Here is a 15,658-nt window from a genome sequence, read left to right as displayed (position 1 = left end):
GTGTCCGGTCAGCGGACTCAAAAACGGTTTACAGCAGGCCGGCCTGGGTCATCAGGTCGGTGACTTTTTTGCTATTGAGCTTGGAGGGCTCAACCTTGGGCGCCTGCAGCTCGGCCAGCGGCACCAGCTTGGGGTTGGACTGCGCGCCCGTGCCGACGGCGTACTCATAGGCATCGCCGGTCTTCAGGATGTCCTGGCCGCCCTTGCCGGCAATCCATTTCACAAAAGCCTGGGCTTCGGGCTGGTGCTTGCTGGATGCCAGCACGCCGCCGCCGGAAATGCTCACAAAGGCGCCGGCATCCTGGTTGCGGAAATAGTGCAGCTGGGTGTTGTTGCTGTTCTCGCCGGTCTTGGCCTGGTCGCCGTAGTAGTAATAGTGGTAAATCACGCCGCCCTCGATCTGGCCGGCGTTGACGGCCTTGAGCACCGTACCGTTGCCTTTGTAGGGCGTGGCGTTTTCCTTCATGGCCTTGAGCCAGGCGGCGGTGGCGGCATCGCCCTTGAGTTCAAGCAGCGCGCTCACGATGGCCTGGAAGTCGGCGCCCGAGGGCGACGCGGCCCAGCGGCCCTTCCAGGCGGGCGTGGCCAGGTCCAGCATGGACTTGGGCAACTGGGCCGGCGTGAGCTTGGCCTTGTTGTAGACAAACACGGTGCTGCGCGCGGCGATGCCTATCCAGCGGCCATGCACGGGACGGAAGTTGGCAGGCACTTCAGACAGCGTGGCCGCGTCCAGCGGCGCAAACAGCCCGGCGGTGTCGACCAGCGCCATGGCGGGCGAGTTTTCGGTCAGGAACACGTCGGCGGGCGATGCGGCGCCCTCCTGCACGATCTGGTTGCCCAGCTCGGTGTCGCTGCCGTTGCGCAGCGTGACCTTGATGCCGGTTTCCTTGCTGAAGGCATCGGCCCAGGCCTTGGTCAGGCTGGCGTGCTGCGCGTTGTAGACCACGATGCCTTCCGGCGTGGGCTTGACGCCCTGGGCGGTGGCGGCCAGGGGCGCGGCCAGCAGGCCGGCGGCCAGCGTGGCGGCGGCGGCGGCAAGGGATGGGAGGGACAATTTCATGAAACACCTTTAGGGATGGAAAACGGCAAGCGCTGCGGGCGAGCCACGCCTGTAAGCCTACCGTAATACAAATGCGAATTACTTGCATCTGTATGGTAACCGCTTCCACCGCCCCCGGGGATGTCTGGCGGGTAAACCTGCGCGTACTGTGAGGCTGTGGGCCCGCGCTGACAGGCGGCCGCGACCGAGGCTGATGCGCCGGCCTCGCGTGCGGGCCTAGCATCAGCCGGATACCCGCATTTTGGAGGGAATTTCCATGAGCACACCCAAATCCGACCACGACACCCTGTGGGCGCTGATCCAGGGCATACGCTTTGGCATGCTGACGCACCGCCATGCCAACGGCATGCTGCACGCCCATCCGCTGACCACCCAGAACCAGTCGCTGGACGAGGACGCGCGGCTGTATTTCTTTATCTCGCGCAAAAGCGAGCTGGCGCAGCGCCTGCAGCAGGACGGCAACGTCAACGTGTCTTATGCCGACCCCGGCGAGGACAGCTATGTGTCGCTGTCGGGCCAGGCGTTGATCGCCGAGGACCAGGACAAAAAAGAGGAGCTCTGGTCACCGCTGGCCCGAAGCTGGTTTCCCGCCGGCGTCCACGACCCGGACCTGGCTTTGCTCGAAGTGCGCGTCCACCACGCCGAATACTGGGACGTGAAGGAAAGCAAGATGGTGCAGCTGTTCAAGAGGGCCAAGGCGGCCATCACGGGCGAGCTGCCGCGCAAGCTGGGCGAGCACAAAGAACTGCACATTCCCTGAGAACCTCTTTCCAAGCCCTCTCAAAACAACTACCCCACCGGCCCACACCATGTCCTTTATCTCCTTCAATAAAGCCACCGAACCGACCGCCCCGGACGACCTGCGCATCAACACCGCTGCCGTGCTGTATGTGGAGGCCTCGCGTCCCGACCTGGTCGGCCAGACCACCATCCACATGCTGGGCCAGGGCACCACGGTCAATGCCGTCACCGAGTCGATAGGCACGGTGGTCTCTTCCATAGGCGGGCTGGTGGCGGTCAAACGCCATTACCTGGCGCCCCCGCCCGACGACGGTGCAAGCACGGTTTATGTGCAGCCGGCCAATGTCAGCCACACGCGCCCCAACCTGCCGCTGGCGCCGGAGTTCTGGTACTTGAAATTTGTCGATGGTTCGGAATTGCGGGTGGCGGACCCGCTGCCGTCGGGACTTTGACAACACACCATCGCACATGCCCCAAAGAAAAGCCCTGCTGGAACCAGCAGGGCTTTTTATCGTGGCGCCGGCTTATTTCGAAGCCGGCTGCGCAGGCACGTAGCGGATCGGCTCATCACCCACACGCAAATAGTTCACAACCCCCATCACGTCGTCGACCAGCCAGACGGCTTTTTCAAGGGCCTCGGACTGCTCGCGCGTCTTGACGCAGCCTTTGAGAAACACCAGCCGCCGCTCGCCCTGCACCCAGACGCTGGTGTCGTCAAAACGGCCGTCGAGCTTGATGTACTGCGAGACGCGCGGAATGATCTCCTGGTCGTACCAATACGAGTTGGCCAGGCGGCAACGGCCCACGCGGTAGCAGCTGCCGCCGTGCTGCGCCCGCACATGGGCCACGTCGCGCACTTCCTGTTCGGTGTAGAGCGGCCCTTCAGGCACCGGGCACTGGGCGATGGCCGAGGTGACCTGCACAAAGGGGTCGTTGAAGGCGTTGGTGCGCGCCTCCTGGGCGCCCGCACCCGTGGCCGACGAAAGCGCAAAAAAAAGGAAGGAAAGAAGTGACGATTTCTTCATCACTTCATCCTTCCATTTCAGCTTGCGGGTGTCAAGCTCAGGCGGTGACGCCGTCCTTCACGGTATCGGCCATGTCGGTGTAGTCCTTGACCTGGTCGAAGTTGAGGTACTGGTAGATCTGCGCGCTGGCAGCCGTCAGCACGCCCATGTCGGCCATGTACTCGGCCTTGGTGGGGATGCGGCCCAGCTTGGAGCAGATCGCGGCCAGCTCGGCGGAGCCGAGGTAGACGTTGGAGTTCTTGCCCAGGCGGTTCGGGAAGTTGCGGGTGGAGGTGGAGAACACCGTGGCGCCCTCCTTCACCTGCGCCTGGTTGCCCATGCACAGGCTGCAGCCCGGCATTTCCATGCGGGCGCCGGCCGAGCCGAGCACGCCGTAGTGGCCTTCTTCCGTGAGCTGCTTGGCGTCCATCTTGGTCGGCGGCGCCATCCACAGCTTGACCGGGATGTCGCGCTTGTTTTCCAGCAGCTTGGAGGCCGCGCGGAAGTGGCCGATGTTGGTCATGCAGCTGCCGATGAAAACTTCATCGATCTTGCTGCCGGCCACGTCGGCCAGGGTCTTCACGTCGTCGGGGTCGTTCGGGCAGGCCACGATGGGTTCGTGGATGTCGGCCAGGTCGATCTCGATGACGGCGGCGTATTCGGCGTCCGCATCGGCCTTGAGCAGCTGCGGGTCGGCCAGCCAGGCTTCCATGGCGGCGATGCGGCGCTTGATGGTGCGCACGTCCGAGTAACCCGTGGCGATCATCCACTTCAGCATCGTGATGTTGCTGTTGATGTACTCGATGATGGGTTCCTTGTTCAGGTGCACCGTGCAGCCGCCGGCGGAGCGCTCGGCCGAGGCGTCGCTGAGCTCGAAGGCCTGCTCCACCTTGAGGTCGGGCAGCCCTTCGATTTCCAGGATGCGGCCCGAGAAGATGTTCTTCTTGCCCTGCTTGGCGACCGTCAGCAGGCCGGCCTTGATGGCGTACAGCGGGATCGCGTTGACCAGGTCGCGCAGCGTGATGCCGGGCTGCATCTTGCCCTTGAAGCGCACCAGCACGGATTCAGGCATGTCCAGCGGCATGACGCCGGTGGCGGCGCCGAACGCCACCAGGCCCGAGCCCGCGGGGAAGCTGATGCCGATGGGAAAGCGCGTGTGGCTGTCGCCGCCCGTGCCCACGGTGTCGGGCAGCAGCATGCGGTTGAGCCAGCTGTGGATGATGCCGTCGCCGGGACGCAGCGAAATGCCGCCGCGCGTGCTGATGAACTCGGGCAACTCGTGGTGCATCTTCACGTCGACAGGCTTGGGATAAGCCGCGGTGTGGCAGAAGGACTGCATGACCAGGTCGGAGCTGAAGCCCAGGCAGGCCAGGTCTTTCAGTTCGTCGCGGGTCATGGGGCCGGTGGTGTCCTGCGAGCCGACCGAAGTCATCTTGGGCTCGCAGTAGGTGCCGGGGCGCACGCCCTGGCCTTCCGGCAGGCCGACCGCGCGGCCGACCATTTTTTGCGCCAGCGTGAAGCCGCGGCCGTTGTCTTCGGGGCTGACGGGCAGGCGGAACTGCGTGGACAGCGGCAGGCCCAGCGCGAAGCGCGCCTTGGCCGTGAGGCCGCGGCCGACGATCAGCGGAATGCGGCCGCCGGCGCGCACTTCGTCGAACAGCACGTCGCTCTTGAGCTTGAACTCGGCGATCACCTTGCCGTCTTTCAGCGCCTTGCCTTCGTAGGGGCGCAGCTCGATCACGTCGCCCATGGCCATCTGGCTCACGTCGAGTTCGATCGGCAGCGCACCGGAGTCTTCCATGGTGTTGTAGAAAATCGGGGCTATCTTGCTGCCCAGGCAGACGCCACCGAAGCGCTTGTTGGGCACGAAGGGAATGTCTTCGCCGGTCCACCACAGCACGGAGTTGGTTGCCGACTTGCGCGAGGAACCGGTGCCGACCACGTCGCCGACGTAGGCCACGAGGTTGCCCTTGGACTTGAGGTCTTCAATGAACTTGACCGGGCCGCGCTTGCCGTCTTCCTCAGGCGTGACGCCGGGCCGCGCGTTCTTGTGCATCGCCAGGGCGTGCAGCGGGATGTCGGGACGGCTCCAGGCGTCGGGCGCGGGCGAGAGGTCGTCGGTATTGATCTCGCCGGCCACCTTGAAGACGGTCAGCTTGATGGACTGGGGCACTTCGGGGCGGCTGGTGAACCATTCGGCATCGGCCCAGCTTTGCAGCACGGCCTTGGCGTATTTGTTGCCCTTCTCGGCCTTTTCCTGCACGTCGTGGAACTGGTCGAACATCAGCAGGGTGTTTTTCAGGCCACTGGCGGCTTGCGTGGCGACACTGTCCTCGGCATCGTCGAGCAGCTCGACCATGGGGCTGATGTTGTAGCCGCCCAGCATGGTGCCCAGCAGTTGCGTGGCTTTTTCACGCGAGATCAGCGCGCATTTTTCCGTGCCGTGGGCCACGGCCGCCAGGTAGCTGGCCTTGACCTTGGCGGCGTCGTCAACACCGGCGGGAACGCGGTGGGTGATGAGTTCGACCAGGAAAGCTTCTTCGCCCTTGGGCGGGTTCTTCAGCAGTTCGATGACTTCGCCGGTCTRCTTGGCGGACAGCGGCAGCGGCGGGATGCCGGCAACCGCGCGCTCGGYGACGTGGTTGCGGTAGGTTTGCAAGAACTCGGATGACATGCTGGTTTCTCCTGTATCGAAATCGTGGTGTGTAAAGAAAACGGACGTTGTTTACTGGGCGGCCGAAGCGGGCTGCGCGGCCGCGGCCGGCGCATCGGAAGTAGCAGGGGTGGCGGCAGGAGCCGCGGCGACGGCGGGCTTGGGCGCGTCCAGCACACTGGCGGGCGGGTTCAGCTTGATGGCTTCGGCCACCGCGAGTTGCGCCGGGCTCATGCACTCGTCGGCCAGGCGCACGCCCAGCTTCTGGTTCATCAGCATGGATTTATTCGCCAGCTGCAGCCAGACAGCGCCGGCCTTGTGGTCTTCCAGGCGGATCGCGCCGGTGGTGGTGGCCACGGGGAACATTCGGTACTTGAAGTTCTTGCCGCTGACATTGAAATAGCCGGGCGCCTTCGGGTCGGCCGTGAGGTCGACCGCCGCACCCAGCTCGCAGGGCAGCTTGCCCACATGCACACGCTCGGCGATGGCCAGCTCGGCCGGCGTCAGCGCGGCTTCGGCGGCCTCAATGCCGGCGGCCACGTTCTTGGCGGCGCTCTTGAGGTTGGTGCGGCTGGACGGGTTGACGACGGGCTGCTTCTTGGCGGCAGGTTTTGCGGCGGGTTTGGCGGCCGCGTCGGTCTGGGCCATGGAAAAACCGGAAGCGGCCAGCAAAACAGCGGCGGCCAGTGCGTGGACAACAGAGGGGGTGTGGAGTTTTTGCATGGGGCTTTCGTACAGTGATGAGGGGGTGAACGTTCAGTGAAACGCGGTCTTGAAATAAGCTTGCGCCTCGGGGGGAAGCGCCCGGCCGGTCTGGTGCGCGCGCTCCAGGACCTGCCAGAAGTAACGGTAACTCGCGCGGTCGTGCAGCTTTCCTTCAAAGCTGGTGGGTGCCCAGTCAGCCTGGGCGGCGGCGGTGATGATTTTTGCGGCGTCCTCAATCTCGCCTTCGCCGGGCGCGAAGGCCTCCAGGATGGGGCGGATCTGGTTCGGATGGATGCTCCACATCCGGGTATAGCCCAGTTCGCGGGCGGCATGGCGTGCGGCGGCGGTCATGGCTTCAGTGTCATTAAATTCCGTGACAACACAATGCGATGGCACTTTGCCGTGGGCATGGCAGGCGGACGCGATTTCGAGCTTGGCGCGCAGCACCAGCGGGTGGGTGAACTGGCCCCGGCTGCTCATGCCGGCCGCGGGGATCGCACCTGCATGGGCCGACACAAAATCCATGAGCCCGAAGCTCAGCGATTGCACGCGCGGGTGTGCCGCGATCTCAAAGGCGTTGCGCACCGCCAGCGGCGACTCGATCAGCACATGCAAGGGCAAGTTGCCGGCGCCGGCGGCCAGCAGCGCCTCTTCGGCGCGCAACACGTCGGCCAGCGATTCGACCTTGGGCACCATGATGTGCGAGAGATGGCGCGCCAGCTTGCCGGCGATCACGGCCATGTCGGCATCAAAAGCCGGATGGCCGACCGCGTGCACACGCACCGCGACGCGGGCCTTGTCGCCGGCCAGGGCCGCCAGCGCCACCACCATGGCCGCGTGCTCGGCCTCGCCGCCGACGGGCGCACCGTCTTCACAGTCCAGCGTCACGTCGAACACGCAGGCGCCGAACTCCTCGATCATCTCGGCCTGCAGCTGCAGGCTTTTGCGCATGCGCGCTTCCACGCCGCTGTAATGGTCGCAGACCGGCAACACAATCGCACCGGCTTGCGCGCCCAGAAGTACCTCGCGCGGATTCATACGCGCCCCCCTTTCAAGCAGAGGCCGCGGAACCGGCTTTGCCGGGCCGCAGGCGCAGCGCCCCATACGTGAGGAAAGGGGCAGCGCGCCGAAGGCTCGAAGTGACAAGCGTGGGGGCTCATTTTTGCGCGACGATAAACATGCGCGGGAAAGCTAAAAGCAGCTTGCCATCGGTGCGCACAGGGTAAGCCTTGGCAACGCGCCGCTCGTACTCGGCGAGATAACTCGCTTGCAATTCGGGCGGGAGGCGGTCGACAAATGGCTTGAGGCCGGTCGCGCGCACCCACTCCACAATCGCCGCGGCCGAAGCCATGGGGTGCTGGTAAGCCGTGCGCCAGACATCGACATGCGCGGCCTTGTCAGCCAGCAGGTCGTAGTAGCGGTCTATGGAAAAGAGATCGGTGCGCAGCTTCGAATAGTCGCCTATCGCTTCCGTCCAGGGCGCCTCGGCCGCCAGCTCGCGCATCAGGCGGTGCGTGGGCTCGTCGCGGTTGTCCGGCATCTGGATGGCCAGCACGCCGCCGGGCGCCAGCGCGGCGAACAGCCGCGGCACCAGTGTGGCGTGGTCGGGCACCCATTGCAGGGCCGCATTCGCGTAAATCAGCTGGGGCGCGGCATCGCCGGAAGCGGGCTGCCAATCGGCGATGTCGCTCAACTCAAAACGCGCGGACGGCAAACGCTTGCGCGCGCTGGCCAGCATGGCTTCGGAGTTATCGGTGCCCGTGACCGTGGCGCCCGGAAAGCGGCGGACCAGCAACTCGGTGGAGTTGCCCGGCCCGCAGCCCAGGTCGAACACCGTGGCCGCCTGCGCCAGCGGAACCCGCGCCAGCAGCTCCTGGGCCGGGCGCGTGCGCTCGTCCTCATAGCGGCTGTAGAGTGCGGGGTTCCAGTCGCTCATGAGGGGCGGCGGTGGTGTGCGGGCAAGGTGCTGGGCGGCCTCGGTGCTGGGGTACTGCTTTACAGCAGGTGTTTGACGCCGTCCTGCTCACCCTTGAGCTCGTCCAGGGTCTTGGTGATGCGTTCCTGGCTGAAGGCGTCGATTTCCAGTCCTTCGACCAGCTTGTATTCGCCGTTCTCGCAGGTCACGGGGAAGCCGAACATGATGTCCTTGGGAATGCCGTACTGGCCGTCCGAGGGGATGCCCATGGTGACCCACTTGCCGTTGGTGCCCAGCGCCCAGTCGCGCATGTGGTCGATCGCGGCGTTGGCGGCCGATGCGGCCGAAGACAGGCCGCGCGCTTCAATGATGGCGGCGCCGCGCTTGCCGACGGTGGGCAGAAACACGTTGGCGTTCCATTCCTGGTCGTTGATCATCTTGGCAACGCTTTCGCCCTTGATGGTGGCGAAGCGGTAGTCGGCGTACATCGTGGGCGAGTGGTTGCCCCAGACGGTGAGCTTTTCGATGTCGGCCACGGGCTTGCCGGTCTTGGCGGCGATCTGGCTGGCGGCGCGGTTGTGGTCCAGGCGCAGCATGGCGGTGAAGTTCTTGCGCGGCAGGTCGGGCGCGCTCTTCATGGCGATGTAGGCGTTGGTGTTGGCGGGGTTGCCGACCACCAGCACCTTGACGTTGCGGCTGGCGACGGCATTGAGGGCCTTGCCCTGCGCCGTGAAGATGGCGCCGTTGACGGCCAGCAGTTCGGCGCGTTCCATGCCGGGGCCGCGCGGGCGCGAACCGACCAGCAGCGCGTAGTCGGCATCCTTGAAGGCCGTCATCGGGTCGCTGTGGGCTTCCATGCCGACGAGCAGCGGGAAGGCGCAGTCGTCGAGCTCCATCATCACGCCCTTGAGCGCTTTTTGCGGGCCTTCAACAGGCACTTCGAGCAGTTGCAGAATGACGGGCTGGTCCTTGCCGAGCATTTCGCCGGAGGCAATGCGAAACAGCAGTGCGTAACCGATTTGGCCAGCTGCACCGGTGACTGCAACACGGACGGGTTTTTTGCTCATGATCGAGGGCTCCAGGAAAGTTAAGAATCGGTTGATGAGGGGTGTGATGTGAGGTGTCTGGCGCGAGCCTGGGATATTCAGGGATGGTTTGGCGGGGTTTCGCCCCTCAAAATCACCGCAAAACGGCAGGCCATGCACTGGCTCAGCCCAAGATTTTACGCTTGAAAAGTGACGGGCGTCAATTTGTCTTATGTCTTATATAAGATATGATTCGGGCTTGATTCGGAGTTTATTTCCCGGGATGCCGCGCGCCCGCCGCGGCGTCGCCGCAACCTGCTGTTAACCGCCGCCAAACTGCTGCCATGGCCATCAATACGTCCTCATTGACCGATCCCGCCGCCCTAGCCGGCGATGCCGGCGCGGCGGCAGGCGTGGCGCCGGCCTTCAGCCCGCTGTACCAGCAGATCAAGGTGCTGATCCTGCAAAGCCTGCAGGCCGGCGAATGGAAGCCGGGCGAAGCCATTCCCAGCGAGATGGACCTGGCCGCGCGCTTTCGCGTGAGCCAGGGCACGGTGCGCAAGGCGATCGACGAACTGGCCGCCGAAAACCTGGTGGTGCGCCGCCAGGGCAAGGGCACTTTTGTGGCCACGCATGCCGAGCAGCATGTGCAGTACCGCTTTCTGCGCCTCATGCCCGACAGCGGCGACACCAACAGCGAAGGCCCGGCCGAGCGGCAGATCATCGATTGCAAGCGCCTGCGCGCGCCCGCCGACATCGCGCGCCCGCTGTCGCTGCGCACCGGCGACGCCGTGCTGCAGCTGCGCCGCGTGCTGGCCTTCCGGGGCACACCGACCATCCTCGAAGACGTCTGGCTGCCCGGCGGCCCCTTCAAGGGCCTGACCGCCGAGCGGCTGGCCACCCACCGCGGCCCCATGTACGCGCTGTTTGAAACCGAGTTCGGCGTGCGCATGGTGCGCGCCGAGGAAAAAATCCGCGCCGTCGCGGCCGATGAGGCGTCCGCAACGCTGCTCGGCGTGCCGGTGGGCGCGCCGCTGCTCAGCGTGGAGCGCACCGCCTTTACCTACAACGACCTACCCATGGAATTGCGCCGGGGCCTGTACCGCACCGACACCCATCACTACAAAAACGACCTTAGTTGACGGGATTCATCAGGAAGCTGCAAACGTTTGTAAGCTTATTGTTGCGTTGCAATAGAATTCGGCTGTTTAGCTGTAATTGCATCCCCCGGTTACCCATCAGTTACACCCCCCACGAAAGCCTAAAAAAATGACAGAGCTGGCATCCAAACAGCGTCCCAAGCGGCCCGAGTTCCGCAACATCAACGCGCTCTCCGACCTCCCCTCCTATCGTCTGCCGCCTGCTGGCTGGGTTTCCATCCTCCACCGCATCAGCGGCTTCATCATGTTCCTGCTGATGCCCTTCATCATCTGGATGTTCGACACCTCGATCTCCTCGGAAATCTCCTTCGAAAAATTCAAGGCCGCCTTCAATATCGGCATGCTGGGCCTGCCCGGCTTCCTCTGGAAGCTCGCGGCCCTGGCCCTGATCTGGGCCTACCTGCACCACTTCATCGCCGGCCTGCGCCACCTCTGGATGGACGTGAGCCACGCCGCCGTCAGCAAGGAGTTCGGCAAGTCCTCGGCCATCTTCACGCTGGCCGTGAGCATCGCCCTCACGCTGGTCCTCGGCGCCAAGCTGTTCGGCCTTTACTGATCACTAGGAGCATTAAAAAATGGCAGTTAACTACGGCTCCAAGCGCATTGTTGTCGGCGCCCACTACGGCTTGCGCGACTGGCTCGCGCAGCGCGTCACCGCCGCCCTGATGGCCCTCTTCACCGTGCTGCTGCTGGCCCAGGTCATCTTCAGCAAAGGCCCCATCGGCTACGACAAATGGGCCGGCATTTTCTCGGCGCAATGGATGAAGGTGCTGACCTTCACTGTCATCATCGCCCTGCTCTACCACGTGTGGGTCGGCATGCGCGACATCTGGATGGACTACATCAAGCCGGCCTCGATCAAGCTGGTCCTGAATGTGTTCACCATCGTCTGGCTGGTGGCCTGCGCCGGCTGGGGCATCCAGGTTCTCTGGCGCCTCTAGGCCGCCGCCCCGCAGATCCGACAAGAAGACCGACACCCCACAAAAATCATGACCGCAACTTCCCAACTCCCCAAGCGCAAATTTGACGTTGTCATCGTCGGTGCCGGCGGCTCCGGCATGCGCGCATCGCTGCAGCTGGCGCGCGCCGGCCTCAACGTGGCCGTGCTCTCCAAAGTGTTCCCCACGCGCTCGCACACCGTCGCGGCGCAGGGTGGCATAGGCGCCTCGCTCGGCAACATGAGCGAAGACAACTGGCACTACCACTTCTACGACACCGTCAAGGGCTCCGACTGGCTCGGCGACCAGGACGCGATCGAATACATGTGCCGCGAAGCGCCCAAGGTCGTGTACGACCTCGAGCACATGGGCATGCCCTTCGACCGCAACCCCGACGGCACGATTTACCAGCGCCCCTTCGGCGGCCACACCGCCAACTACGGTGAAAAACCCGTGCAGCGCGCCTGCGCCGCGGCTGACCGCACCGGCCACGCCATGCTGCACACGCTGTACCAGCAGAACGTCAAGGAAAAAACCAGCTTCTTCGTCGAGTGGATGGCGCTGGACCTGATCCGCGACGCCGCGGGCGACGTCGTGGGCGTGACCGCCCTCGAAATGGAAACCGGCGACGTCCACATTTTTGAAGCCAAGACCACGCTGCTGGCCACCGGCGGCGCGGGCCGCATTTTTGCCGCATCGACCAACGCCTTCATCAACACCGGCGACGGCCTGGGCATGGCGGCGCGCGCCGGCATCCCGCTGGAAGACATGGAGTTCTGGCAGTTCCACCCGACCGGCGTGGCCGGCGCCGGCGTGCTGCTGACCGAAGGCTGCCGCGGCGAAGGCGCCATCCTGCGCAACAGCAACGGCGAGCGCTTCATGGAGCGCTACGCGCCCACGCTGAAGGACCTGGCGCCGCGCGACTTCGTCTCGCGCTCCATGGACCAGGAAATCAAGGAAGGCCGCGGCTGCGGCCCCAACAAGGACTACATCCTGCTGGACATGACCCACCTGGGCGTGGACGCCATCATGAAGCGCCTGCCCTCGGTGTTCGAGATCGGCCACAACTTCGCCAACGTCGACATCACCAAGGAGCCGATTCCCGTGGTGCCCACCATCCACTACCAGATGGGCGGCATCCCGACCAACATCCACGGCCAGGTCGTCACCCAGGACGCCAACAACCAGAGCCAGGTCGTCAATGGCCTTTACGCGGTGGGTGAATGCTCCTGCGTCAGCGTGCACGGCGCCAACCGCCTGGGCACCAACTCGCTGCTGGACCTGCTGGTCTTCGGCAAGGCCGCCGGCAACCACATCGTCGAGTTCGCCAAGACCACCACGCACAAGCCGCTGCCGGCCGACGCGGCCGACAAGACCCTGGCCCGCATCGCGCGCCTGGACAACGCGACCGACGGCGAATACGCCCAGGACGTGGCCAACGACCTGCGCGCCGCCATGCAGCAGCACGCCGGCGTGTTCCGCACCCAGGCCATCATGGACGAGGGCGTGACCAAGATCGCCGCCCTGCGCGAGCGCGTCAACCGCATTGGCCTGAAAGACAAGTCCAAGATCTTCAACACCGCGCGCATCGAGGCGCTGGAAGTCGAAAACCTGATCGAGGCCGCGCAAGCCACCATCGTGTCGGCCGCCGCCCGCAAGGAAAGCCGTGGCGCGCACTCGGTGGACGACTACGGCGACACGCCGGAGCACCCGAACGGCCGCAACGACACCGAATGGCACAAGCACACGCTGTGGTACAGCGAAGGCAGCCGCCTGGCCTACAAGCCGGTGCAGATGAAGCCCCTGACCGTCGATTCCGTGCCGCTGAAGACGCGCACGTTCTGACACCACCGACGCACAGCCGGCCTGCGACCCCACAAGAAGCGAGAACCCCATGACCAAACGCACCTTCAAGATCTACCGCTACGACCCGGACACCGACGCCAAGCCCTACATGCAGACCATCGAGGTGGAACTCGACGGCCATGAGCGCATGCTGCTGGACGCACTGATGAAGCTCAAGGCGCAGGACCCGTCCATCAGCTTTCGCCGCTCCTGCCGCGAAGGCGTCTGCGGCTCCGACGCGATGAACATCAACGGCAAGAACGGCCTGGCCTGCCTGACCAATATGCGCACGCTGCCCGAGGTCATCGTGCTCAAGCCGCTGCCCGGCCTGCCCGTGGTGCGCGACCTGATCGTCGACATGACGCAGTTCTTCAAGCAGTACAACTCGATCAAGCCCTACCTGATCAACGACAACGTGCCGCCCGAAAAAGAGCGCCTGCAGAGCCCCGAGGAGCGCGACGAGCTCAACGGCCTCTACGAGTGCATCCTGTGCGCCAGCTGCTCGACCTCCTGCCCTAGCTTCTGGTGGAATCCCGACAAATTCGTCGGCCCGGCCGGCCTGCTGCAGGCCTACCGCTTCATCGCCGACAGCCGCGACGAAGCCACCGCCGAGCGCCTGGACAACCTGGAAGACCCCTACCGCCTGTTCCGCTGCCACACCATCATGAACTGCGTCGACGTCTGCCCCAAAGGCTTGAATCCGACGAAAGCCATCGGCAAGATCAAGGAAATGATGGTTTTGAGGACAGTCTGACCGTTCGCTGACCGACCCGACGCCATGGAAACCGCCGACGCCCTGCTCGATGAGCGCGCCCTGAGCAAGCTCAAGTGGCGCTGCCGGCGCGGCCTGCTGGAAAACGACCTGCTGATAGCGCGCTTCTTCCAGGGCCACGAAGCCACCCTGACCGTCAGGCAGGCTAAAGGGTTGAGTGATTTAATGGATTTGTCCGACAACGACCTGCTCGACCTGCTGCTAAAACGGAAGGACGCCGGCCAGCTGGCGGACGAATCGGCCAAGGCAAGCGCCTCTACTTCTGAAGCCCATGACGTTTTAAAGTTGCTGCGGCCCTCGACCCCGGCTCCGTGATTCCCAGCCCGACCCAATCTGACACTGATACGAAAGAAAGAAGCAAGAAATGAAGCTAGCTGACAACAAAGCCACCCTGTCCTTCAGCAACGGCAGCCCCAGCATTGAACTGCCGGTGTACCAGGGCAATGTCGGCCCGGACGTCGTCGACATCCGCAAGCTGTATGCCCAGACCGGCATGTTCACCTACGACCCCGGTTTCCTGTCGACCGCCTCCTGCCAGTCGGCCATCACCTACATCGACGGCGACAAGGGCGAGCTGCTGTACCGCGGCTACCCCATCGAGCAGCTGGCCACCAACTGCGACTACATGGAAACCTGCCACCTGTTGCTGTACGGAGAGCTGCCCAATGTGGCGCAGAAGGCCGACTTCGTGCACCGCGTGACCAACCACACCATGGTCAACGAGCAGATGCAGTTCTTCCTGCGCGGTTTCCGCCGCGACGCGCACCCCATGGCCATCATGACCGGCCTGGTCGGCGCCCTGTCGGCCTTCTACCATGACAGCACCGACATCAACAACCCGGAACACCGCGAAATCGCCGCGATCCGCCTGATCGCCAAGATGCCGACCCTGGTCGCCATGGCCTACAAGTACACCGTGGGCCAGCCCTACATGTACCCCAAGAACAACCTGAGTTACGCCGGCAACTTCCTGCACATGATGTTCGCTACGCCGTGCGAGGAATACAAGGTCAACCCGGTGCTCGAACGCGCGCTGGACCGCATCTTCATCCTGCACGCCGACCACGAGCAGAACGCCTCCACCTCCACCGTGCGCCTGTGCGGCTCCTCCGGCACCAACCCGTTTGCCGCCATCGCGGCTGGTGTGGCCTGCCTCTGGGGCCCGGCCCACGGCGGCGCCAACGAAGCGGCCCTCAACATGCTCGGCGACATCCAGAAGCAGGGCGGCGTCGAGAAAATCGGCGAATTCATCAAGCAGGTCAAGGACAAGAGCTCCGGCGTCAAGCTGATGGGCTTCGGCCACCGCGTTTACAAGAACTACGACCCGCGCGCAAAGCTCATGCAGGAAACCTGCAAGGAAGTGCTCAAGGAAATGGGCCTGGAAAACGACCCGCTGTTCAAGCTGGCCATGGCCCTGGAAAAGATTGCCCTCGAAGACGACTACTTCGTCTCGCGCAAGCTCTACCCCAACGTCGACTTCTACTCCGGCATCGTGCAGCGCGCCATCGGCATCCCTGTGCCGCTGTTCACGGCCGTGTTCGCGCTGGCCCGCACCGTCGGCTGGATCGCCCAGCTCAATGAAATGATCGGCGACCCCGAGTACAAGATCGGCCGTCCGCGCCAGCTGTTCACCGGCTCCACGACGCGCCAGGTCCTGCCGCTGGCCAAGCGCTAAGCCAAGCCCCGCGCCTCGCGCAAAGCCCGCCTGATGGCAGCATCGGCGGGCTTTTTTTACGCCCCGGCCGGAAAACGCCCGCCGGCAAGCGGGTCATCGCGTATTGCGATGGCAAAATCCGGTTCTTAGCGGCAAAATAGCGATTCATCGTCGTCGATCGCGATG

At 64.3% G+C, this 15,658-nt stretch carries 16 protein-coding genes; 9 read left to right on the top strand and 7 right to left on the bottom strand.

The window, feature by feature from the left end:
* Positions 1-28: 28 nt before the first annotated feature.
* Positions 29-1,060 carry an iron ABC transporter substrate-binding protein gene (locus AC1DUN_RS16125; protein ID WP_477714834.1) on the bottom strand — a complete coding sequence of 344 codons (1,032 nt, stop codon included), beginning with the start codon at positions 1,058-1,060 and terminating at the stop codon, positions 29-31.
* Positions 1,061-1,316: 256 nt separating this feature from the next.
* Here AC1DUN_RS16125 and AC1DUN_RS16120 point away from each other — a divergent pair, with 256 nt between their 5' ends.
* Entirely contained in the window at positions 1,317-1,820 is a 504-nt protein-coding gene (locus tag AC1DUN_RS16120; RefSeq protein ID WP_477714833.1) for a pyridoxamine 5'-phosphate oxidase family protein, read from the top strand.
* A gap of 49 nt (positions 1,821-1,869) precedes the next feature.
* Positions 1,870-2,253, top strand: a complete 384-nt coding sequence (locus tag AC1DUN_RS16115; RefSeq protein WP_477714832.1) for a hypothetical protein — start codon at positions 1,870-1,872, stop codon at positions 2,251-2,253.
* 72 nt (positions 2,254-2,325) lie between these two features.
* Here AC1DUN_RS16115 and AC1DUN_RS16110 read toward each other — a convergent pair whose 3' ends face one another.
* The 6 genes from AC1DUN_RS16110 to AC1DUN_RS16085 all read right to left on the bottom strand — a co-directional run bounded on the left by AC1DUN_RS16110 (position 2,326) and on the right by AC1DUN_RS16085 (position 9,145).
* The gene (locus AC1DUN_RS16110; protein ID WP_477714831.1) at positions 2,326-2,826 is read right to left on the bottom strand and encodes a BON domain-containing protein; all 501 of its coding nucleotides are present in this window, start codon (positions 2,824-2,826) and stop codon (positions 2,326-2,328) included.
* A gap of 37 nt (positions 2,827-2,863) precedes the next feature.
* Positions 2,864-5,479: a bifunctional aconitate hydratase 2/2-methylisocitrate dehydratase gene (locus AC1DUN_RS16105; protein WP_477714830.1), complete on the bottom strand. Its 2,616-nt coding sequence runs from the start codon at positions 5,477-5,479 to the stop codon at positions 2,864-2,866.
* A 51-nt stretch (positions 5,480-5,530) separates the two neighbouring features.
* Positions 5,531-6,181 carry a hypothetical protein gene (locus AC1DUN_RS16100; RefSeq protein WP_477714829.1) on the bottom strand — a complete coding sequence of 217 codons (651 nt, stop codon included), beginning with the start codon at positions 6,179-6,181 and terminating at the stop codon, positions 5,531-5,533.
* Between the two features lie 33 nt (positions 6,182-6,214).
* Positions 6,215-7,201 carry an HpcH/HpaI aldolase/citrate lyase family protein gene (locus tag AC1DUN_RS16095; protein WP_477714828.1) on the bottom strand — a complete coding sequence of 329 codons (987 nt, stop codon included), beginning with the start codon at positions 7,199-7,201 and terminating at the stop codon, positions 6,215-6,217.
* 118 nt (positions 7,202-7,319) lie between these two features.
* A complete protein-coding gene (tam, locus tag AC1DUN_RS16090; protein ID WP_477714827.1) occupies positions 7,320-8,099 on the bottom strand; it encodes a trans-aconitate 2-methyltransferase in 780 nt (259 codons plus the stop codon).
* A 59-nt stretch (positions 8,100-8,158) separates the two neighbouring features.
* On the bottom strand, positions 8,159-9,145 hold the full coding sequence (locus AC1DUN_RS16085) for a malate dehydrogenase (protein ID WP_007866656.1): 987 nt from the start codon (positions 9,143-9,145) through the stop codon (positions 8,159-8,161).
* Positions 9,146-9,447: 302 nt separating this feature from the next.
* On the opposite strand from AC1DUN_RS16085, the gene AC1DUN_RS16080 reads away from it, so the two are divergent.
* The 7 genes from AC1DUN_RS16080 (at position 9,448) to gltA (ending at position 15,493) form a co-directional block, all read left to right on the top strand.
* The gene (locus AC1DUN_RS16080) at positions 9,448-10,245 is read left to right on the top strand and encodes a GntR family transcriptional regulator (protein WP_477714826.1); all 798 of its coding nucleotides are present in this window, start codon (positions 9,448-9,450) and stop codon (positions 10,243-10,245) included.
* Positions 10,246-10,372: 127 nt separating this feature from the next.
* On the top strand, positions 10,373-10,819 hold the full coding sequence (sdhC, locus tag AC1DUN_RS16075) for a succinate dehydrogenase, cytochrome b556 subunit (protein ID WP_477714825.1): 447 nt from the start codon (positions 10,373-10,375) through the stop codon (positions 10,817-10,819).
* A gap of 19 nt (positions 10,820-10,838) precedes the next feature.
* Positions 10,839-11,204 (top strand): succinate dehydrogenase, hydrophobic membrane anchor protein, encoded by a 366-nt coding sequence (sdhD, locus tag AC1DUN_RS16070; protein ID WP_007866650.1) that lies wholly within the window; start codon positions 10,839-10,841, stop codon positions 11,202-11,204.
* Positions 11,205-11,252: 48 nt separating this feature from the next.
* Positions 11,253-13,046 (top strand): succinate dehydrogenase flavoprotein subunit, encoded by a 1,794-nt coding sequence (gene sdhA, locus AC1DUN_RS16065; RefSeq protein WP_477714824.1) that lies wholly within the window; start codon positions 11,253-11,255, stop codon positions 13,044-13,046.
* A gap of 49 nt (positions 13,047-13,095) precedes the next feature.
* The gene (locus tag AC1DUN_RS16060) at positions 13,096-13,800 is read left to right on the top strand and encodes a succinate dehydrogenase iron-sulfur subunit (protein WP_007866645.1); all 705 of its coding nucleotides are present in this window, start codon (positions 13,096-13,098) and stop codon (positions 13,798-13,800) included.
* Between the two features lie 24 nt (positions 13,801-13,824).
* Positions 13,825-14,133, top strand: coding sequence for an FAD assembly factor SdhE (locus AC1DUN_RS16055; protein ID WP_413325878.1), 309 nt, complete (start codon positions 13,825-13,827; stop codon positions 14,131-14,133).
* A gap of 49 nt (positions 14,134-14,182) precedes the next feature.
* Positions 14,183-15,493, top strand: coding sequence for a citrate synthase (gene gltA / locus AC1DUN_RS16050; RefSeq protein ID WP_477661916.1), 1,311 nt, complete (start codon positions 14,183-14,185; stop codon positions 15,491-15,493).
* The last annotated feature ends 165 nt before the right edge of the window (positions 15,494-15,658 follow it).

The sequence above is a fragment of the Polaromonas sp. P4_F6 genome, from assembly GCF_056401275.1.
This window is presented reverse-complemented; position numbering and strand designations above follow the sequence as displayed.